The sequence below is a fragment of the Nocardioides pacificus genome (genome assembly GCF_054775955.1).
In genome coordinates this window covers 116,795-137,608 of the sequence record NZ_BAAHCI010000011.1, presented here as the reverse complement: position 1 = coordinate 137,608, position 20,814 = coordinate 116,795, and the positions used below count along the sequence as shown (strand labels likewise).

General features: G+C 72.2%; 17 protein-coding genes. 2 read left to right on the top strand and 15 right to left on the bottom strand.

Going from position 1 to position 20,814, the window contains the following annotated elements:
- Window positions 1-17: 17 nt before the first annotated feature.
- From ACYU7L_RS14270 to ACYU7L_RS14220, 11 genes are all read right to left on the bottom strand, one after another.
- The gene (locus ACYU7L_RS14270) at window positions 18-554 is read right to left on the bottom strand and encodes a type 1 glutamine amidotransferase domain-containing protein (protein WP_460797769.1); all 537 of its coding nucleotides are present in this window, start codon (window positions 552-554) and stop codon (window positions 18-20) included.
- A gap of 47 nt (window positions 555-601) precedes the next feature.
- Window positions 602-1,159, bottom strand: coding sequence for a hypothetical protein (locus tag ACYU7L_RS14265; protein WP_460797767.1), 558 nt, complete (start codon window positions 1,157-1,159; stop codon window positions 602-604).
- Between the two features lie 69 nt (window positions 1,160-1,228).
- A complete protein-coding gene (locus ACYU7L_RS14260) occupies window positions 1,229-2,236 on the bottom strand; it encodes a uroporphyrinogen decarboxylase/cobalamine-independent methonine synthase family protein (protein ID WP_460797765.1) in 1,008 nt (335 codons plus the stop codon).
- Window positions 2,233-3,354 carry a tRNA 2-thiouridine(34) synthase MnmA gene (gene mnmA / locus ACYU7L_RS14255; RefSeq protein ID WP_460797763.1) on the bottom strand — a complete coding sequence of 374 codons (1,122 nt, stop codon included), beginning with the start codon at window positions 3,352-3,354 and terminating at the stop codon, window positions 2,233-2,235. The genes ACYU7L_RS14260 and mnmA overlap by 4 nt, the downstream gene beginning before the upstream one ends.
- Window positions 3,354-4,610, bottom strand: coding sequence for a cysteine desulfurase family protein (locus ACYU7L_RS14250; RefSeq protein ID WP_460797761.1), 1,257 nt, complete (start codon window positions 4,608-4,610; stop codon window positions 3,354-3,356). Before ACYU7L_RS14250 ends, mnmA begins: the two co-directional genes overlap by 1 nt.
- A gap of 21 nt (window positions 4,611-4,631) precedes the next feature.
- Window positions 4,632-5,783, bottom strand: a complete 1,152-nt coding sequence (gene proB, locus ACYU7L_RS14245; RefSeq protein WP_460797759.1) for a glutamate 5-kinase — start codon at window positions 5,781-5,783, stop codon at window positions 4,632-4,634.
- An 11-nt stretch (window positions 5,784-5,794) separates the two neighbouring features.
- On the bottom strand, window positions 5,795-7,342 hold the full coding sequence (gene obgE / locus ACYU7L_RS14240; protein ID WP_460797758.1) for a GTPase ObgE: 1,548 nt from the start codon (window positions 7,340-7,342) through the stop codon (window positions 5,795-5,797).
- Window positions 7,343-7,436: 94 nt separating this feature from the next.
- Window positions 7,437-7,691 (bottom strand): 50S ribosomal protein L27, encoded by a 255-nt coding sequence (gene rpmA, locus ACYU7L_RS14235; RefSeq protein ID WP_460797757.1) that lies wholly within the window; start codon window positions 7,689-7,691, stop codon window positions 7,437-7,439.
- Window positions 7,692-7,737: 46 nt separating this feature from the next.
- Complete coding sequence (gene rplU / locus ACYU7L_RS14230; RefSeq protein ID WP_460797756.1) at window positions 7,738-8,046, bottom strand: 50S ribosomal protein L21; 309 nt, start codon at window positions 8,044-8,046, stop codon at window positions 7,738-7,740.
- 246 nt (window positions 8,047-8,292) lie between these two features.
- Window positions 8,293-11,943, bottom strand: a complete 3,651-nt coding sequence (locus tag ACYU7L_RS14225) for an Rne/Rng family ribonuclease (RefSeq protein WP_460797754.1) — start codon at window positions 11,941-11,943, stop codon at window positions 8,293-8,295.
- A gap of 336 nt (window positions 11,944-12,279) precedes the next feature.
- Complete coding sequence (locus ACYU7L_RS14220; RefSeq protein ID WP_460797752.1) at window positions 12,280-12,996, bottom strand: TIGR03936 family radical SAM-associated protein; 717 nt, start codon at window positions 12,994-12,996, stop codon at window positions 12,280-12,282.
- 60 nt (window positions 12,997-13,056) lie between these two features.
- On the opposite strand from ACYU7L_RS14220, the gene ACYU7L_RS14215 reads away from it, so the two are divergent.
- Window positions 13,057-13,800 (top strand): SDR family NAD(P)-dependent oxidoreductase, encoded by a 744-nt coding sequence (locus tag ACYU7L_RS14215; protein WP_460797750.1) that lies wholly within the window; start codon window positions 13,057-13,059, stop codon window positions 13,798-13,800.
- Window positions 13,801-14,167: 367 nt separating this feature from the next.
- Here ACYU7L_RS14215 and ACYU7L_RS14210 read toward each other — a convergent pair whose 3' ends face one another.
- Window positions 14,168-15,349, bottom strand: a complete 1,182-nt coding sequence (locus ACYU7L_RS14210; RefSeq protein WP_460797748.1) for a winged helix DNA-binding domain-containing protein — start codon at window positions 15,347-15,349, stop codon at window positions 14,168-14,170.
- Window positions 15,350-15,434: 85 nt separating this feature from the next.
- On the opposite strand from ACYU7L_RS14210, the gene ACYU7L_RS14205 reads away from it, so the two are divergent.
- Window positions 15,435-16,739, top strand: a complete 1,305-nt coding sequence (locus tag ACYU7L_RS14205) for an MFS transporter (protein ID WP_460797746.1) — start codon at window positions 15,435-15,437, stop codon at window positions 16,737-16,739.
- Between the two features lie 120 nt (window positions 16,740-16,859).
- On the opposite strand, the gene ACYU7L_RS14200 is transcribed toward ACYU7L_RS14205, so the two are convergent.
- The 3 genes from ACYU7L_RS14200 to ACYU7L_RS14190 form a co-directional block, all read right to left on the bottom strand.
- Window positions 16,860-18,866 carry a TIGR03960 family B12-binding radical SAM protein gene (locus ACYU7L_RS14200; protein WP_460798804.1) on the bottom strand — a complete coding sequence of 669 codons (2,007 nt, stop codon included), beginning with the start codon at window positions 18,864-18,866 and terminating at the stop codon, window positions 16,860-16,862.
- Window positions 18,867-18,941: 75 nt separating this feature from the next.
- A complete protein-coding gene (locus ACYU7L_RS14195; RefSeq protein WP_460797744.1) occupies window positions 18,942-19,109 on the bottom strand; it encodes a hypothetical protein in 168 nt (55 codons plus the stop codon).
- A gap of 204 nt (window positions 19,110-19,313) precedes the next feature.
- Complete coding sequence (locus ACYU7L_RS14190) at window positions 19,314-20,810, bottom strand: HNH endonuclease signature motif containing protein (protein WP_460797742.1); 1,497 nt, start codon at window positions 20,808-20,810, stop codon at window positions 19,314-19,316.
- Window positions 20,811-20,814: the final 4 nt, after the last annotated feature.

Here is a 20,814-nt window from a genome sequence, read left to right as displayed (position 1 = left end):
GTCGCTGGACAGCAGGCTCAGCCGAGCGCGTCCTCCACTGCCTTGATGAATGCCGGCAGGTCGTCGGGGTTGCGGCTCGTGATCAGGTTGGCGTCGACCACGACCTCCTCGTCGACCCACGTGCCGCCGGCGTTGCGGATGTCGTCGGCGAGGCTCGGGAAGCTCGTCAGCCGCTTGCCCGAGGCGAGGCCGGCCGAGACCAGCAGCCACGGTCCGTGGCAGATCACCGCCAGCGGCTTGCCCGCCTCGTGCACGGCCCGGACGATCTGCTGGGCGCGCTCCTCGGTGCGCAGCCGGTCGGCGTTGACGGTGCCGCCGGGGATGATGACGGCGTCGACCGAGGCCGGGTCGAGCTCGTCGAGAGTGCCGTCGACGGGGACCGTGATGGTCTTGTCGGTGTCGTTCTGCATCGCCTGGAGCGGCTCGGTGCCGGTCGAGTAGACCTTCACCTCTGCGCCGGCCGCGGCGAGCCGGTCGCGGGGCTCGGTGAGCTCCGGCTCCTCGAAGTAGTCGGTGGCGACGATCGCGATCCGCTTGCCACTCAGGTCCGCCATGGTGGCCTCCTTCGTCGTCGGTGTGCCTGACCGACGACCGGTACCCACTACAGGCTGATCTCCACGTGGAAGCCACCCCTGCCCGGTCCATTCCTGTCCGGCCCATCCCCGTCCGGCCCATCCCCGTCGGGTGAGACCGGCCCGAGCAGGCCGGCCACGGCAGCCAGCACCAGGATGCTCCCCAGATCGACGCCGGAGGTGTCGTGGTGCGCGCGCTGCCACGCGTGATAGGGGCTCGCCACCAACGCCAGCAGAGCGGTGAGCGACGCCGCGCCCAGCGCCAGGTGGAGCAATGGCCACAGGTCCTCGGGCTGTCCCAGCAACAGCCCGATGGCATCGAAGACGACACTGAAGCCCAGGATGAGGACGGCGACGGCGAGTCGGATGGGCCGCCCCGCCATGACCCCACCAGCGACCCAGGCCACCACGACGGCAGTGAGCACCATGGACACCACCAGCCCACTGTCCGGCTCAGCCGGTCCCTCGTCGCGGATGTAGGCGATCGACTCGATGATCGCCAGGACGCCGACCAGCCAGGCGGCCGTAGGTGGTGGCGGACACCGGTCGGCAGCGAGTACGGCGGGAGCGGGGCTCGGGTCGGTCATCGTCATCCCCCTGGTGTGCGCTGGTCGAGGTCAGCCTGCCAGATGACGGCCCCGTCGACCCGCGCCTGCTCAGCTCGAGAGGTTGCGAGCCACCGTCTGCTGCAGCCGCAGCGCGCGCCGTGCCCAGTCCCACGAGGCGCCGGCGAGGCCGCAGGTCCCGGTGACGACGATGCGGTCCCCCACCTCGGCCTGGTCCAGTCCGAGCATGTCGAGCCAGCGCAGCACCCGCTCGGTGAGCTGGGCGTCGTCGGGAGCGGACTCAGGATCGCTCGAGGGGACGATGCCGAACGCGACGGTGTCGCCCGTCTCCAGGGCCTCGGCGAGCACGTCGAAGTCCGCGGCCGACATCTGGTCGAGGTCGACGCTGAGCCCTCGTGCGCCCGCGCCGCGGACCAGAGCGAGGTCCGTCCCGGGCGCGCAGGAGTGCACCCACGGCTCCGCTCCCGCCTCGGAGATCGCGTCGAGCACCCAGCCGAGCTGCTCGGAGGCCTCCGGCCGGTCGATCGTGCGGTGCCGGCCGAAGCCGGACGCCGTCGGGATCCGCGCGGTCATCACTGCGGCGAGCGCGGGCTCGTCGACCTGGACGACGAGCCGCTCCACGCCGGGCACCCGACGGCGGACGTCGGCGACGTGGGAGCGCACCCCCTCCGCCAGCGCCTGGGCGAGGTCGCGACGGGCGCCGTGGTCGGAGAGCACCTTGTCCCCGCGCGGCTTCTCAACCGTCGCGGCGAGCGTCCAGGGTCCGGCGACCTGGATCTTGAAGACACCGGTGTGGCCCTGCGCCTGCTCCTCGAGGGTGTCGAGGTCCTGGGCCAGCAGGCTCCGTGCCCGGCGGTGGTCGACCCCGGCGGCATCGGTGAGCCGCCAACCGGCGGGCTGCAGGTCGGCGCCGATGCCCGAGACCACCGCGAGCGCACGCCCGGTCATCCCGGCGGTGATGCCGCGCCCCGGGAGCTCGGGCAGGTGGGGTAGGTCGGGCAGCTCGCCGAGCACCATCCGCACCGCCTCGCCGTACGCCGTGGCGTCGTCGCCGGGCATCGAGCCGACGCCGGTGGCCCGGGCGGTGAAGGAGCTCATGCGAGGGCCTCGCTGCGAGCGGTGGCGCTGATCGTCGCAGAGCCGACGACGCGGGTGCCGTCATAGACGACGGCGGCCTGGCCGGGCGCGATGCCGGTCGCGGGGTCCAGCAGCTCGATGTGCACGTCGTCACCGTCGACGCGCACGACCGCGCGGTGCTCGTCGCCGTGGGCGCGCAGCTGGACGCTGCCGTGCAGCGGCTCGGTCGGGACCGACCCACACCAGCGCGGCCGGATGCCGCTGATCCGGTCGACGGTCAGCGCCTCGCGCGGGCCGACCCGGACCGTGCCCGAGACCGGCTCGATGTCGAGCACGAAGCGCGGCTTGCCGTCCGGTGCGGGCACCCCGAGCCGCAGGCCCTTGCGCTGACCGATCGTGAAGCCGTAGGTGCCCTCGTGGGTGCCCAGCACCTCGCCGCTGTCGGCGTCCACGATGTCCCCTGACAGCTGCCGGGCCTGCTCCTCGCCCAGACGCTGCGGCAGCTTCTCGCGCAGCCACCCCGCGTTGTCGCCGTCAGCGACGAAGCAGATGTCGTGGCTGTCGGGCTTGTCCGCGACCAGCAGCCCGCGCTCGGCGGCCTCGGCACGGACGTCGGTCTTGGTGGAGCCGCCCAGGGGGAAGAGCGAGTGGGCGAGCTGGTCCTGGTCGAGCACCCCGAGCACGTAGGACTGGTCCTTGCCGTGGTCGACGGCGCGGTGCATCTCGATCAGCCCGTCCGCGCCGGCGCGCAGCTGCGCATAGTGGCCGGTGGCCACCGCGTCGAAGCCCAGGGCCAGCGCCCGGTCCAGGACCGCGGCGAACTTGATCTTCTCGTTGCAGCGCAGGCACGGGTTGGGCGTGCGCCCCGCGGCGTACTCGTCCATGAAGTCCTCGACCACGTCCTCGTGGAAGCGGTCGCTCATGTCCCAGACGTAGAAGGGGATCCCGATCACGTCGGCGGCACGCCGGGCGTCGTTGGAGTCCTCGATCGTGCAGCAGCCGCGCGCTCCGGTGCGGTAGGACTGGGGGTTGCGCGAGAGCGCCAGGTGGATGCCGGTGACGTCGTGGCCGGCCTCGGCGGCGCGCGCGGCGGCGACGGCGGAGTCCACTCCCCCCGACATGGCGGCGAGGACGCGCATCAGCGCACCCTGCGGTTGGCGGCGCGGGCCCGCTCGACCACGGGAGCGATCGCCTCGACGAGCGCGTCGATGTCGCTCTGGGTCGTGGTGTGGCCCAGCGAGAAGCGCAGCGAGCTGCGGGCGTCCTCGTCGTCGCAGCCCATCGCGAGCAGCACGTGCGATGCCTGGGGCACCCCGGCCGAGCACGCCGAGCCGGTGGAGCACTCGATGCCACGGGCGTCGAGCAGCATCAGCAGCGAGTCGCCCTCGCAGTCGGGGAAGCGCAGGTGGACGTTGCCGGGCAGACGGCGCACCGGGTCGCCGTCATAGATAACGTCCGGCACGGCCGTGCGGATCCGCTCGACGAGCTGGTCGCGCAGCGCGGAGAGCCGCGTGGCGTGGTCGGGCTGGTGCTGCACGGCGTGCTCGACAGCGGCGGCGAACCCGGCGATGGCCGGGGTGTCGATGGTGCCGCTGCGCACGTCGCGCTCCTGGCCGCCGCCGTGCAGCAGCGGCGTGAGCTCGAGCTCGCGGCGTACGACGAGCGCGCCGACGCCGTAGGGACCGCCCACCTTGTGCCCGGTCAGCGTCAGTGCGTCGACGCCCGAGTCCGCGAAGTCGACCGGCACCGCGCCGATGGCCTGGACGGCGTCGGTGTGGACGGGGATGGCGTGGGCCGCGGCGATCTCGACGATCTCCGGGATCGGCTGGAGCGTGCCGACCTCGTTGTTGGCCCACATCACGCTCACCAGCGCCACGGAGCCGGGGTCCCGCTCGATCGCGTCCCGCAGGGCGTCGAGGTCGAGGCGGCCGTGCTCGTCGACGCCGAGCAGCTCGACCCGGGCGCCGTCGCGCTCCTCGAGCCAGTGCAGGGGGTCGAGGACGGCGTGGTGCTCCACGGAGCTGGCGAGGATGCGGGTGCGTCGCGGATCGGCGGTGCGTCGGGCCCAGTAGAGGCCCTTGACCGCCAGGTTGTCGGCCTCGGTGCCACCCGAGGTGAACACCACCTCGCCGGGCCGGCACCCCAGCGCCCGCGCGATGGTCTCGCGCGACTCCTCCACCACGCGGCGGGCACGGCGTCCCGAGGCGTGCAGCGAGCTGGGGTTGCCCGCCCCGAGCTGTGCGGTCATCGCCTCGACCGCGGCCGGCAGCATCGGCGTGGTGGCGGCGTGGTCGAGGTAGACACTGGGCTGGCCCTCTGCGGGCCGGCTCTCTGCTGGCCGACTTGGGGAGAGCCGGCTGCCGGGCAGGTGGGGCACAGGTGAGGGGGCGGTCATGGCATCGTCCAGAGTACGGCGTCAGCCACGGCCGAGCAGGACCAGGTCATCGCGGTGCACGACCTCGCGCTCGTAGCCGGCGCCCAGCTCCTGCTTGAGGACATGGCTGGTCTTGCCGAGCAGGCTGGGCACCTCGTCGGAGTCGAAGTTGACCAGGCCGCGCGCCACCGAGCGTCCCTCGGGGTCGACCAGGTCGACGGGGTCGCCGCCGACGAACCGGCCGGTGACGCCCGTGACACCGGCGGCGAGCAGCGAGGCGCGGCGCTCCACGACCGCCCGCACCGCACCGGCATCGAGCTGCAGCGTGCCCTTGGGCTCGGTGGCGTGGCGCAGCCACAGCAGTCGGGTCGGGCGGCGCCGGCCCGTGGGATGGAACAGCGTGCCCACCGGGTCGCCCGCCAGGGCCGCACCGGCCTGGTCGGCCGAGGTGAGCACCACGGGGATCGCCGCCCCCGTCGCGATGCGTGCGGCCTCGACCTTGGTGACCATGCCGCCGGTGCCGACGCCGGCCGAGCCGGTGCTGCCGATCCGGATGCCGGCGAGATCGTCACCGGCCGCCACCTCCGCGATGAGCGAGGTGCCCGGCTCGGCCGGGTTGCCGTCGTACAAGCCGTCGACGTCGGAGAGCAGCACCAGCAGGTCGGCGTGGACGAGGTGGGCGACCAGCGCGGCCAGGCGGTCGTTGTCGCCGAAGCGGATCTCTCCGGTCGCGACCGTGTCGTTCTCGTTGACGATGGGGATCACGCCGAGCTCGAGCAGCCGCGCGAAGGTGCGGTAGGCGTTGCGGTAGTGCGCGCGGCGGACCACGTCGTCGACCGTGAGCAGCACCTGACCGGTGGTGATGCCGTGACCGGCGAGGAACTTCGTGTAGTGGCTCACCAGCAGCCCCTGGCCCACCGACGCCGCGGCCTGCTGGGTCGCGAGGTCACGAGGGCGCGAGCTCAGGCCCAGCGGAGCCAGGCCCGCGGCGATCGCCCCCGAGGACACCAGCACGACCTCGGTCCCCCGGGCGCGTACGGCGGCGAGCACGTCGACGAGCCGCTCGAGGCGACCGAGGTCGATGCCGCCTGCCGCGGTCGTCAGCGAGGAGGAGCCGACCTTGACGACGACCCGGCCGGCCCCCGTGACCTGCGCGCGGGTCACGGAGGGCCTGGCCACGGAGGGTCTGGCCACGGTGCTGCCCGTCACCGGCTCGCGTCGGGGTCGGACTCCGCCCAGTCGGGGTCGTCGGCGCTGCCGATCTCGTAGGACATCGGACCCACGTTGGGCCGTGCCTCCTTGTCGAGGCGGCGGGCGACGTCGGCGCGGGTCTCGTTCTCCGCACGGTCGGGCAGCAGCTCGTCGATCGCGCGGCGGCGGCGGGCCGCCGGGCGCGACTCCTCGAAGCGCTGGTCCTCGCCGCGACGCCCGAGCATCTCCGCTCCGGCGTCGATCCCGGGCTTGAAGTCGAAGACCACCGAGTTGTCGGGGTCGCCGATGAGGACGGTGTCGCCCTCGACGGCGCCGAGCTCGACGAGCTTGGTCTCCACGCCGATCCGGTTGAGCCGGTCGGCGAGGAAGCCCACCGCCTCGTCGTTGCTGAAGTCGGTCTGGCGCACCCAGCGCTCGGGCTTCTCCCCCAGCACCCGCCAGCCGTCACCGGTGCGGGTGACCTCGAAGTCGCCCTTCTGGTCCACGCCCCGGGGACGGATCACGATGCGGGTGGCCTCGGTGGTCGTCTGAGTGGCACGGGCCGCCTGGACGATCTCGGCCATCGCGTAGGTGAGCTCCTTCATGCCGGCGCCCGACGCGGCCGAGACCGGGTAGACGAACAGGCCGCGCTCGCGCAGCTCGTCGACGACCATGTCGGCGATCTCGCGACCGTCGGGCACGTCGATCTTGTTGAGCGCCACGAGGCGCGGGCGCCCCTCGAGGCCTCCGTAGCGGCTGAGCTCGTTCTCGATGATCTCGAGGTCCTCGATCGGGTTGCGACCGGGCTCCATCGTGGCGGTGTCGATCACGTGCACCAGCGCGGCGCACCGCTCGATGTGGCGCAGGAAGTCGTGGCCGAGGCCGCGTCCGTCGCTGGCACCCTCGATGAGTCCGGGCACGTCCGCGACGGTGAACGTCGTCTCGCCGGCCGTGACCACCCCGAGGTTGGGGACCAGCGTCGTGAAGGGATAGTCGGCGATCTTCGGACGGGCCCGGGAGATGGCCGCGATCAGCGACGACTTCCCGGCGCTCGGGAAGCCGACCAGGCCGATGTCGGCCACGACCTTGAGCTCGAGGACGGCGTCGATCTCGTCGCCCGGCTCGCCGAGCAGGGCGAAGCCGGGGGCCTTGCGCTTGGAGGAGGCGAGCGCGGCGTTGCCGAGCCCCCCACGGCCACCGCTGGCGATGACCATCTCGGTGCCGGCGCCGACCATGTCGCCGAGGACGTTGCCGTGCTTGTCGCTGACCACAGTGCCGTCGGGGACCGGCAGCACGATGTCGGCGCCGTGGGCGCCGTTCTTGTGCGCGCCGGCACCGTGGCCGCCGTGCTCGGCGACCCGCTTGGGGCTGTGGTAGTAGTCCACCAGCGTCGTGACGTTGGGGTCGACACGCAGGATCACCGAGCCACCCGGCCCGCCGTTGCCGCCGTCGGGTCCGCCCAGCGGCTTGAACTTCTCACGGTGGACGGAGGCGACTCCGTTGCCACCGCGACCGGCGCTGATGTGGAGCGTGACCCGGTCGACGAACGTCGGGACAGCCATGGGTACTCCTGAGGGTAATGAGAAATGCCGAAAGGGCGTCCCCCGATTCTAGGGACGCCCTTCGGTGAGGTCTGTGACAGACGAAAGCGTCAGGTCACTCGCCAGGGACGATGTTGACGACCCGGCGACCGCGCTTGGTGCCGAACTCGACGTCACCGGCGACCAGGGCGAAGAGGGTGTCGTCCCCGCCGCGGCCGACGCCGCTGCCGGGGTGGAAGTGGGTGCCGCGCTGGCGCACGATGATCTCGCCGGCGTTGACGGCCTGGCCGCCGTAGCGCTTGACGCCCAGACGCTGAGAGTTTGAGTCCCGACCGTTCTTGGTCGAGGCTGCGCCCTTCTTGTGTGCCATGAGTTCAGTCCTTAGTCGATTGCAGAGCCCGGCCGCTGAGGCAAGCTCAGAGGGAGATGTCGGTGACCTTCACCTGGGTGTACTTCTGACGGTGACCCTGGCGCTTCTTGTAGCCGGTCTTGTTCTTGAACTTCTGGATGATGATCTTGGGGCCCTTGGTGGCACCCATGACCTCAACCGTGACAGAAGCCTTGCCGAGCTTGGCAGCGTCCGAGGTGATCGTCTCGCCGTCGACCACGAGCACGACCGGCAGCTTCACCGACTCGCCGACACCGGTGGTCAGCTTGTCGATCTCGATGACGTCGCCGACGGCAACCTTCTGCTGGGTGGCGCCTGCGCGCACGATCGCGTACACCGCGGTCTCCTTCGTCGTTTTGCTGCATGTAAGTCCGGGTCTGGGGCGCCACCACCGGCCGCTCTGGACGAGCGCTGGGCACACGGCCGCGAGGCCGAGCACCGGGTGGGGGTTCCACACAGAAGGGCACCCACGACCAATCGTCGGGGCACGCCGAGGGTCAATACTACGGACACCGGGTCCTCACCGCAAAACGAACCCCTCGCGGGGGTCGTCCGCCTCGGCGAGGCGAGGACCCGGTCGCCCTCAGCGCTTGCGGGCGCCCTTGTTCTTCACGGGCACGTGGGGGGTGTCGTCGCCGGATTCAGCACCGGTCTCGCCACCCTCCCCCGAGCCACTGCCCGCGCCCGGAGCCGCCGTACGGCGTCCACGGGTGCGGGTCACGACCTTGGGTGCCGGCGGCGTCACGAGGGGCGCCTCGGCGACGGACGTGGGGTCGGGCTGCTCCTGGACCTTCACCGCCACCGGGGCGGTGGTGACCACGCGCGGGGCGCGGCGGGTGCGCACGACCCGCGTGGTGACCTGGGAGGTCCCGACGGGAGTGGGCTCGGGCACCTCCTCGGGCCGGGTCTCGGACGGGACCGGCTCCGGCGCGACGACCGGCGCCGGGTCAGCAGTCACCGGGGCGTCCGGCTGGGCAACGGGCTGGGCTGCCGACTGGGCAACCGACTGGGCTGCCGGCTCCGGAGCAGACTCGGCCTCGGGCGACTCCGCCTGCTCGGCGCGGTTGGCACCGCCCCGACCACGCGAGCGCCGGGACCGGGTGCGGACCTGGGGCGCCTCGGTCTCCGTCGTCACCCCTGCGCCGGCGCCTGCCGGCTCATCGGCGGCGGGCTGGGTCGACGAGGGCGCCTCCGGCGCCTCGGCCTCGTCGACCGGGGGCTTCTCGGCGTTCTCGGGTCGCGCCACAGCGGCGATGTCCTTGGGGGTGGGAACGACGACCGGACGCCCGTCTCCGGATCCGCCTCCCGCTCCGCCGTCGGAGCCGCGGGTGTCCCCGCGGTTGTCCCCGCGGTTGTCCCCGCGGTTGTCCCCGCCGGAGTCGCGACCCTTGCCGCCACGGCTGCGACGAGCGCCGCGACGGCCCTCGTCCTCGGCACCGCGAGGCTCGACCGGCGCGTCGTGGATCACGACGCCACGGCCCTGGCAGTGGTCGCAGTTCTCGCTGAAGGACTCGACCAGACCGGTGCCGATCCGCTTGCGCGTCATCTGCACCAGACCCAGCGAGGTCACCTCGGCCACCTGGTGCTTGGTGCGGTCACGCCCCAGGCACTCGACCAGACGGCGCAGCACGAGGTCGCGGTTGGACTCGAGCACCATGTCGATGAAGTCGACGACGATGATGCCGCCGATGTCGCGCAGCCGGAGCTGGCGGACGATCTCCTCGGCGGCCTCGAGGTTGTTCTTGGTGACGGTCTCCTCGAGGTTGCCCCCGGAGCCGGTGAACTTGCCGGTGTTGACGTCGACGACGGTCATCGCCTCGGTGCGGTCGATGACCAGGGAGCCACCCGAGGGCAGCCAGACCTTGCGGTCGAGCCCCTTGGCGATCTGCTCGTCCACCCGGTAGGTGGCGAAGATGTCCGGGCCCTGCGTCTCGTCGTAGCGCTCCAGGCGCTCCACGAGGTCGGGCGCCACGTGGGAGACGTAGTTCTGCACCGTCTCCCAGGCGTCGTCACCCTGGATGACGAGCTTGGAGAAGTCCTCGGTGAACAGGTCGCGGACCACCTTGAGGGTCAGGTCCGGCTCGCCGTAGAGCATCTGGGGCGAGCTGCCCTTGGTCTTGGACTCGATGTCCTTCCAGCGCGCCGTGAGCCGCTCGACGTCGCGGGTCAGCTCCTCCTCGCTGGCTCCTTCGGCCGCGGTGCGCACGATGACGCCGGCGCCCTCCGGGACGATCTCCTTGAGCAGCGCCTTGAGGCGGCTGCGCTCGGTGTCGGGCAGCTTGCGGGAGATGCCGCTGGTCGTGCCGTCGGGCACGTAGACGAGGAACCGGCCGGCGAGGCTGACCTGGCTCGTCAGCCGGGCGCCCTTGTGACCGATCGGGTCCTTGGTGACCTGCACCAGGATCGACTGGCCGGACGAGAGGACCGACTCGATCTTGCGGGGCTGGTTGTCCTTGTGCCCGAGCGAGGACCAGTTCACCTCGCCGGCGTAGAGGACCGCGTTGCGGCCCTTGCCGATGTCGACGAAGGCGGCCTCCATGGAGGGCAGCACGTTCTGCACGCGACCGAGGTAGACGTTGCCGATCAGCGACGTCTGCGACTCGCGCGCCACGTAGTGCTCGACCAGGACCTTGTCCTCGAGCACGCCGATCTGGGTGAGGTCGCCGCGCTGGCGGATGACCATCACGCGGTCCACCGACTCGCGGCGGGCCAGGAACTCGGCCTCGCTCACGATCGGCGCGCGGCGGCGCCCGGCCTCGCGACCGTCGCGGCGGCGCTGCTTCTTCGCCTCGAGGCGGGTCGAGCCCGAGATCGAGGTGATCTCGTCCTCGGCCGACCGGGGGCGGCGCACGCGGGTGACGGTGTTCTCGGGCTCGTCGTTCTCGCCGCCCGAGTCGTCACCGGCACGACGGCGACGACGCCGGCGACGCGACGTACCGCCCTCGCCGGACTCCTGCTGGTCGTCGTTGTCGCTCGAGCCGCGGGCGGGCTCGGCGTCCGAGGAGTCGGCCTCGCCGTCCTGGTCGTCGGAGTCCTGGTCACCGTTGGAGGCGTCGTCGCCCGTCTTGCGGCGACGGCGGCCGCCGCGGCGGCGACGGCGACGGTTGCTGCTGCCGCCCTCGGTGTCGTTGTCGGTGTCGTTGTCGTCGGTGTCCGTGTCGTCGTCCGAGCTGTCGTCGGACTCGTCCTCGACGTCTGCAGCCGGACGCGCGGCCCGGCCACCGCGGCGGCTCGAGCGGGTCCGCGGCTGGCTCGGGGCAGCCTCGCTCTGGTCCTCGGACTCCCCCTCGACCGAATCGGTCGACGGGGCCTCGGTGACGTCCCCGGTGGGCTCGGGCGTCTCGGCAGCGGGCCGGCGGCGCGACCGCTTGCGAGGAGCCGGCGCGTCGGACGTCTCACCCTCGGCAGCGGCCGGGGCAGCGGCAGGCTGGGAGGCGGCCTCGTCCGAGTCCGGGGCGTCCGCGGCGGGCGCGGCGGTCTTCTTGGCGGCGGCCTTGCGCGGGCGGCGCACGGCCTTCGTCGGGTCCGGGGCCTGGAAGAGCAGGGCGGTCTGGGGTGCGGTCGACGGGGTGGTCCCCGACGGCGCCAGCGCGGCGGCGGCCTCGAGAGCGAGGCGAGCCTCGATCTCCTCCTCGGTCTCCTCCGGAGTCGCGACCGGGGTCTCCGCCTCGATCGGCAGCTGCTCGGCCGGCGCGGCGACGGCCTTCTTGCGCGTGCGCTTGGCGGGAGCCTTCTTCGCGGGCGCAGCAGCCTCGGACGTCCCAGCATCGGATGTCTCGGCCTCGGGCGTCCCATCCTGGGGCGCCTCAGCCGGCGTCTCGCTGGCGGCGGGCTTGGCCGCAGCCGTCTTCCTGGCCGCTCGCTTGCGCGGTGCGGGCTTCTCCTCGGCGACCGGAGTCACGTCTGGGGCCACATCCGTCGGAGCTCCCTCGACGGGCAGCTCCTCGGCGGGCGCGGCGGCCGCCTTCTTCGTCGTACGGCGTGCGGTGGTCTTGCGCACGGTCTTCGTCACGGTGGGCTTGGACTCAGCAGTCCCAGCCGTCTCGCTCTGGCCCGTCTCGGCCGGCTCAGCCGGGGCCGGCTCGGCTGCGGCCGTCTTGCTCGCGGCCGACTTGGTGGTCTTGCGCGCCGCCCGCTTGCGGGGCGGCGGTGCGGCGGTCTCCTCCGCTCCGGTCGCACCGGACTCGTCCGGGGTGGAGGTGGTCGACTCGTCGGCCGGGTTCTCGTCGAGCATGTGTGCTCCTCTGCCCGGCTGCGTGGTGCGCGCCGAGCATGTCCGACGCCGCGGCCCGAATGCTCAGGACCGGCGACGCAAAGCCTGCGTGTGGCGGCGACCCCCTCCGCGGGATGCGTCAACGGCTGCGCGTCGTTCACCTGCCGCGGTCGTCGGGCCCGGGCTGTCCCTGTCACAGACGGTCCGGCCGCGTCGCGGTCTGGTGACGACCTTCATCCGTTGTGCCGACCCGATTGTCCGGACCGGCGAGAACGTCGTCGGGTCGAAGCGCGCGGCGTTGGGACCACACCTACGACCGTGGCGAGTATCGCACACGCGAGCCAGGATCTCGGCATGTCAGGAGACCAGCGGGTCGCCCACCGTGCCCGTCTCGGCGTCCAGGGGTCCCTGGGCGATGCGGGTCAGCAGCGGCGCCGCTCCCGTCTCGAGTCCGCTGACCTGCCGCAGGCCGGTCAGCACGTCGTCGGGTCGGACCGAGGGCACGGCATGGCGTACGACGAGGTCCACGCGGCTGCCGGAGCCGGTGGGCGCGGGAGCGGCGGCGAGCGCGATCACGGCCTCGCGGCAGTCGAAGGCGCGCAGCCCCTTCTTGGTCATCCGCTCCACGGTCACGCTCTCGGTGGCCAGGAAGGCCTCCACCGCTCGGGCCGTGTCCGCGGGGGCTGCCTCGATGTCGATGGCCCAGCGGCTCGCCTCCAATAGGTCGGCCAGCGACCCGCCGGGCGAGACCGCGACCTCGAGGACGTCGAGTCCCGTGGGCAGCGCCTCGTCCAGCGCGACGTGCACGGCTTGGGGATCGACGACCTCGGCGAGCCCGATCTCGAGGAACTCCGCCTCGCTGGCCGACCCCGTCGGCGCCGCACCCGCGTAGGAGATCCGTGGGTGCGGGTTGAATCCTGACGAGTAGGCCATCGGGATGCGGGCGCGGAACACCGCCCGCTCGAAGGCGCGGCTGAAGTCACGGTGGCTGGTGAAGCGCAGGCGTCCGCGCTTCGCGTACCGGATCCGGAGACGCTGGACGGGAGGGGCCTGCTGCTCTGGCTGGTCGCGCACCCGGACACCTTATGCTCCTGGCTCCCACCGTCATCAGGGCCGCCACCCCGAGGAGCACGCATGAGCAGCACCCGTCCCGTCGCCGTCGTCACCGGAGCCAGCAGCGGGATCGGAGCGGCCACCGCACGAGCGCTGGCCGGCGCGGGGTACGACGTCGTGGTCGGCGCGCGCCGCGTCGACCGGCTCACCGAGGTGGCTGAGGCCTGCGGCGCGACGGCGTACCCCCTCGACGTGACCGACGACGCATCGGTCGCCGAGTTCGTGGGTCGCCTCGAGCGCTGCGACCTGCTCGTCAACAACGCCGGCGGCGCGCTCGGGGCCGATCCCGTGGGGCAGGCCGACATCGAGGGCTGGCGCTGGATGTACGAGGTGAACGTGCTGGGCACGCTGCGGATGACCAAGGCGCTGCTGCCGATGCTGATCGCCTCGGGCGACGGCCAGGTCATCAACATCGGGTCGATCGCGGCCCGTGAGCCCTACCGCGGCGGCGCCGGCTACAACGCCGCCAAGCACGGCGTCGCCGCGCTGACCCGGGTGCTGCGCATCGAGCTGCTCGGCCAGCCGGTCCGGGTGTCCGAGATCGACCCGGGCATGGTGGAGACGGAGTTCAGCCTGGTCCGCTTCGAGGGTGACCAGGCGAAGGCCGACGCCGTCTATGCCGGAGTCACGCCGCTGACCGCCGACGACGTGGCCGAGACCGTGCGCTGGGTGGCCACCCGGCCGCCGCACGTCAACATCGACCAGATCCTGATGCTGGCGCGCGACCAGTCCAGCGCCCAGGTCGTGCACCGGGTGACGGACTGAGCACGGACCCGCGGACCGGCCGGGAGGACACACCGAGCACGACCGACAGGTCGCTCACCCACCATGAGCCCGGGGCGGAGCGCGTCAGCGCCTGGTGGGGCCTCCTCGGCGGGCTGTCGGTCCAGCTCGCCCTCTCCGCAGCCGCGTGGTGGGGCACCGACGACGGGGAGCCTGGCCTCAGCCTCTCCGAGCTCGGGTCCTGGGCCCCGGTCGCCGGCGGCTGGGCGGCCCTCATTCTCGTCGCCGGCCTCGGCGCCGCCCGGTCGTGGCGGTGGCGGCGCTTCGGACTGGCCCTGATCGCCGGGACCTACGTGGGCGCCGCCGTGTTCTCGAGTCTGGTGCTCTCGAGTCTGGTGCTGCCGCGTCCCTAGCTCCCTCGGGCCTGCCTCATCAGCGGTGACGGATAGACCGTGCCCACCCGGACGCCGCCGATCCAGGAGGTGAGGCGCTCCGCCTCGGTGGCGAGGGCCCGCTCGGCGGCCGGGTCGAGTGGCTCGGCGGGAACCACCTCGACGACGCCGTCGGCGTCCTGCACCCAGCAGCCCACGATGCGGCCGTTCCACCAGGCGGTGGTGCCGGCGTTGCCGTTGCGGTCGAAGAGGACCGACCCGTGCGGCCCGAGCAGGAAGCCGCGCTCCTGCCAGCCCATCGTCGTGGGGTCGAGGACCGGCAGCAGCGCCGCCCAGGGCTCGCCGTACGCCACGGGGTCGAGGTCGTCGGGCAGCACCCAGCCCGTCGTCGCGCCGTCGAGAGACACCTCCACGGCCTCGACGTCGGCCAGAGCGGCGCTCACGGCGGCACCGGTCGCTCCCAGCCACCACCGCAGGTCCGCGCTGGTGCCGGGTCCGAACGTGCGCAGCCAGCGGCGGACCAGCTCGGCGTAGCCCTCCCGGCTCCCCCACGGCTCGGGTCGCTCCCCCAACCAGCGCTCCATCGCCGCGTAGCGCGGTCGTGAGCCGCGCCAGTGCGTGGCGTTGCGGCCCCGGACGACGCGCGCCTCGGCGCCGAGCACGGTGAGCACCCGCGGCGCGACCGGGAACGCCCCGCCATAGGACTTCTCCGGGGTCACCACCACCCGGCCGTCGAGCTCCGGCAGCTGCTCGCGCAGCTCCTGGGTGGAGAGCTCCTCGCCCCCGGCCAGCCGTGCCTCGACGGCCGCGCAGGCCGCCTCGACCCACTCCGCCCCGTCGGGGGCGATGCCGGAGGCCACGACGTCCTTGGCCAGCCGCCTGCGCTCGGTCGCCGCCACGCGAGCCGACGCGCTCCCCCACGCGGCGGGGAGCAGGTCGCGGGGGAAGACGAAGAGGGTGCGGCGCATCGCCAGCTGCTTGACCAGCGAGCGCTCGTCGTACAGCTCGGCGTCGACGTCGGCCGTGGCCAGACCGTCCACGCGCGCCGCCAGGGACAGGTGCACCGTCGCCGGCTCGGTGGCGTGCAGCACGGTCATCGCGCGGGTCGCGCTCACCGCGTCGGGGAGGCGGGTGCCCACTGCCAACCCGTGACGTACGGCGAGACGCGCTCGCCGCTCGTCGTCGGTGATGTGGCGCAAGCGGCCTCCTCGTGCGTGGGCTTCGGCGGGCCCGTGACAGGTCCCCCGACCGCCGGCGGTTCGAGCAGCCTGAGAGCATCACCTGGTGTCTGAGCGTTTCGAGTCCCACCCTGCCACGTCGTCGTCCCCGGACGGACCCTCCGCCCTGTCCGGCGATCCCCTCGAGTCCGAGCTGCCCAGCGAGCCCGGGCAGCCGGGTGGTCGGCCCGGGATGGGTCTCGCCCCCTGGCTGGCGCTCGCGGGTCTGGTGCTGCTCGCCTTCAACCTGCGTCCGGCCGCAGTCAGCGTGGGCCCGGTCCTCGCCGAGGTCACCGACGGCGTGGGCATGTCCCACACGACAGCGGGTCTGCTCACCTCGCTGCCGGTCGTCGCGTTCGCGGTGTTCGGCGCAGCGGCGCCGGCGCTGGCCCGGGCCATCGGCGTCCACCGCGTCACGCTGCTGAGCCTGGTCGCCGTCGTCGTGGGCCTGGGCGGACGGGCTGCGGTCTCCTCCACGCTGCCCTTCCTCGTCCTGTCAGCGCTGGCGCTGGCCGGGATGGCGACCGCCAACGTGCTGCTGCCGTCGCTGGTGAAGCTGCACTTCCCCGACCGGGTGGGCCGGGTGACCGCGCTCTACACGACGGCGATGGCCATCGGCATCACCGCCGCGCTGATGCTCACGGTGCCCATCGCCGAGGCGGCCGGCGGGTGGCGTGCCGGCATCGGCACCTGGGCGGTGCTCGCCCTGGTGGCGGCGCTCCCCTGGCTGCGGCTGGTCGCCCACGACCGTCACCTCGACGCCGGGGCCCACGGCGTACGACTCGGCGAGGTCGCGCGGACCCGGCTCGGGTGGGCGATGGCGCTGTTCTTCGGGCTGCAGTCCATCCACGCCTACGCGGTCTTCGGCTGGTTCGCCCAGCTCTGGCGCGACAGCGGCTGGTCGGCCACCGCTGCGGGTCTGATCCTCGGCATCGTCGCCGCGGTGAGCATCCCGCTGTCGCTGTGGCTGCCCGCCGCAGCGGCCCGGCGCTCGGACCAGCGCGGCATCCTGCTGGCCGTGATGTCCTGCTACCCGATCGGCTACATCGGTCTGATGATCGCGCCGTACAAGCTGGCACCGCTGTGGGCACTGCTGATCGGCATCGGCGCCTGCACCTTCCCGCTGGTGCTGACGATGATCGGCCTGCGCTCGCGCACCCCCTCGGGCACTGCCGCACTGTCCGGCTTCACCCAGTCGGCGGGCTACCTGATCGCGGCCGCGGGGCCGTTCATCGTCGGTGCGCTCTACGACGCCACCGGCGGCTGGACCTGGCCGATCAGCTTCCTGCTCGCGCTGGTGGTCCCACAGCTGGCCGTCGGCCTCTACTGCGCCCGCCCCGCCTACATCGAGGACCACCTCACCCCCCGCTGAGCAGGCGCGAACGCACGCGGTCGAGTCGGCGCAAGCGCACGCCGTACGACGGTCGAGTCGGCGCAAGCGCACGCCGTACGACGGTCGAGTCGGCGCGGGTGCGACCGCGCCGACTCGGCGTCAGACGACGCTGAGCGGGAGGAGCTGGCGACCGGTGGGACCGATCTGGATCTCGGTGTTCATCTCCGGGCACACGCCACAGTCGTAGCAGGGCGTCCAGCGGCAGTCCTCGACCTCAGTGAAGTCGCCGTCCGGGTCGCCCGCCGCGATGGCGTCCTCCCAGTCGGCCCACAGCCAGTCCTTGTCGAGACCGGAGTCCAGGTGGTCCCAGGGCAGCACCTCGTCGTAGCCGCGCTCGCGGGTGGTGTACCAGTCGAGGTCGACATCGGTGCCGGCCAGCGCCTTCTCGGCGGAGGCGACCCAGCGGTCGTAGGAGAAGTGCTCGCTCCAGCCGTCGAAGCGGCCGCCGTCGCGCCAGACCTCCTCGATGATCCGACCGACCCGGCGGTCCCCGCGCGAGAGCAGGCCCTCAATCGTGCCGGGCTTGCCGTCGTGGTAGCGGAAGCCGATCGCACGGGCGAACTTCTTGTCGGCACGCACGATGTCGCGCAGCTTCTTGAGGCGTGCGTCGGTGGTCTCGTGGTCGAGCTGGCCGGCCCACTGGAACGGCGTGTGCGCCTTGGGCACGAACCCGCCGATGGAGACGGTGCAGCGGATGTCGTTGGTGCCCGCGACCTCGCGGCCCTTGGCGATCACCTTGCGCGCCAGGTCGGCGATCTCGAGGACGTCCTCGTCGGTCTCGAGCGGGAGGCCGCACATGAAGTAGAGCTTCACCTGGCGCCAGCCGTGCGAGTACGCCGCGGCGACGGTGTTGATCAGGTCCTGCTCGGTGACCATCTTGTTGATCACCCGGCGCATCCGCTCCGAGCCGCCCTCGGGCGCGAACGTCAGCCCCGAGCGTCGGCCGTTGCGGGAGAACTCGTTGGCCAGGTTGATGTTGAAGGCGTCCACGCGCGTGCTCGGCAGGCTGAGCGAGACGTTGGAGTCCTCGTAGCGGTCAGCCAGCCCCTTGGCGACCTCGGCGATCTCGGTGTGGTCGGCACTCGAGAGCGACAGCAGGCCGACCTCGTCGAAGCCGGACTTGCGGATGCCGTTCTCGACCATCGCACCGATGGTCTCGATCGAGCGCTCGCGCACCGGACGCGTGATCATTCCCGCCTGGCAGAAGCGGCAGCCGCGCGTGCAGCCACGGAAGATCTCCACGCTGAAGCGCTCGTGCACGGTCTCGGCCAGCGGCACGAGGGGCTTGGCCGGGTAGGGCCACGCGTCCAGGTCCATCAGCGTGTGCTTGCGGACCCGCGCCGGCACGCCCGGCAGCCGGGGTACGACGGCCGCGATCTCGGCGTCGGGTGTGTAGGTCACGTCGTAGAACTTGGGGACGTAGACGCCACCGCTCACCGCGAGGCGGCGCAGCAGCTCGTCGCGTCCGGAGAGGCCGAGCTCGTCGTTGCCGGGGCAGCCCTGCGTCTTCCACTCCCGGACGACCTCGGAGATCGCCAGCACGATCTCCTCGCCGTCGCCCAGGACCGCCGCGTCGATGAAGTCGGAGATCGGCTCGGGGTTGAACGCTGCGTGTCCGCCGGCGATGACGACCGGGTCGGCCTCGGTGCGGTCGACCGCGTGCAGCGGGATCCCGGCGAGGTCGAGCGCGTTGAGAAGGTTGGTGTAGCCGAGCTCGGTGGAGAAGCTCACGCCGAACAGGTCGAAGGCGCCGACCGGACGGTGGGAGTCGACGGTGAACTGCGGGATGGGACCGTGCTCGTCGCCCTCGCGCATCACCTTCTCCATGTCCGCCCACACCGAGTACGTGCGCTCGGCCACGATCCAGTCGCGCTCGTTGAGCACCTCGTAGAGGATCTGCACGCCCTGGTTGGGCAGGCCGACCTCGTAGGCGTCGGGGTACATCAGCGTCCAACGCACGGTCGGACCCTCGGGGGCACAGTCCCACTCCTTGACGGTGGAGTTGAGCTCACCGCCGACGTACTGGATCGGCTTCTGCACCGACGGGAGCTTGGGCTCCAGCCGGGGGAAGACGGACTCAGGGCTTCGCTGGTCGAGACCAGTCACGGACACGTCGGAACCTCACGGGTATGCGGGTGGGGGGTCAGCCGTCAAGGGTACGTCGCGCGCGGCAAGGAATGCTCATTCGTTGATGCGAGCGAGTTCCTCGAGCGCGCTGCGAGCCTGATCCAGCTCGACCTGGGCCAGGGCGATCAGGTCCTCCAGCCCCTTGACTCCGAATCGGTTGCTGACCGTGTGCACCGCCTCACCGATCGCAGGGTCGACAGTCTCCTCGATGTGCTCGCTCATGGGCCCATGCTCGCACTAGGGCGTGCTTCGGGCGAGGCCCACGCGCCCCAGGTGCCCGTTCATCGAGCAGGCCGCGCCCCAACGCAGCCGTTGATCGAGCAGTGCGCGCGCGGTACTCGTTGATCGAGCAGGGCGCGCGCGGCACTCGTTGATCGAGCAGGGCGCGCAGCGCCCGACGTCGAGATCCCCCGTGTTCACCGGGCGCTATTCGCGGCGTGGTCGGTGCCGCACCCAGTCCGGTGGTTGGGCTGGTGGTCGGTCGGGGTCGCGGTGTCGCCGTCGTGGGGGCGGTTGGAACTCGGGCACCCCGTCGCTGGGGTTGAGACGTACTTCCCAGGGCGTGTGGTGGATGGTGCGGTGGTGGTGCCCGCACAGCAGCACCATGTTGTCCAACGACGTGGGGCCGCCGTCGACCCAGTGGGTGATGTGGTGGGCGTGGCACATCACCGGGGGCCTGGTGCAGGCAGGGAACGCGCAGTGGTGGTCGCGTACGACGAGGGCCCGCCACAGGGCGGGGGTGACCAGGCGGTGGGCCCGGCCGACGTCGAGCTGTTCGCTGGAGCCGGCCAACGGGTGGGGTAGCGCGACCGGGGTGATGTCGGCATCACAGGCCAGCCTGCGTGCTGTGGCCGCGGACATCGTGAGTCCTTCGTCGGTGACCCCGAGTCCGGCAGCGAGGTCTGTGGCGAGTCCGGTGGTGGTACCGGTGTGGTCGAGGCCGAGCAGTGGCCAGTCGATCCCACCCTCGAGGGTGGTGGGCGCAGTCCGGTTGAGGTGGCCGGTGAGCGCGGTGTAGTCGATGGTGACGGTCACCCGTGGCCTTGCACCGTGGCACTCGGGGGCCTGGTCGGTGTCCAGGCCGTGCTGGGCGTTCTGAATCAACGCGTCCCACAAGCGTGCGCCGTGGTCGCGGGGATCGATCACCTCACCACTACAACCGCCATCACCGGTGCCGTTCTCCTCACCAGAGTCGACGGCCGGTTGCGGCTTGGTGAGTGGCAGGAGCGCTGCCTTGAGGATGGCGGCGTCCTCCACCGACCCCCGGCCTTTCACGCGGACACCGCCGGCGCCGTCATCGACGATGGACAGGAACCGGTCGAGGTGGGCGGAGCGTTCCTCGCGGTCCAGCGCTTTCTCGAGGTCGCGTTCGGTGCGCTCGGGGTCGATGACGTGGATGAGGTGGCGGGCTGCTTTGGCGAGCTCGGAGGCATCCAGCACCCCGGCCTCGGCGAGGAGGAGTGCTTCGGCCTCGGCGCGGAGGGTCGGGTTGGTGGGGAGCTGCTCGATGGCGTCGACGATCACGGCGGCCTGCTCGGGGGACACGTCCCCACGACGTAGCGCTTCGAGGGTGGCGCGGCGCTCACCGCGCAGGAGTCCGGCGTGGTCAACGGCGCGTTTGCCTTGGGCGCGGCGGAGGCCAGCGAGGTGGGTGAACCAGTCCCCGGTCGATGCCCATGCGAGCTCGGTCTTCGCGGCGGCGCGGGTGTGGACCTCGGCCAGCATCTCGGCTTCGAGGGCGGCCACGTGGGCGCGCAGCGCCTCCAACGCGGAGACGCCTTCGAGGAGGTCATCGACGGGGCGGGTGGCCCACAGCACGGAGTCCAGGCCGGCCAACGCATGGTCGGCCAGACCGAGCGCACCGACGGCGCCGCCGAGGGCACCGGAGCCGGTGTCGTCGGGGCCGTTCGGGGTGGTCGCCATAGAC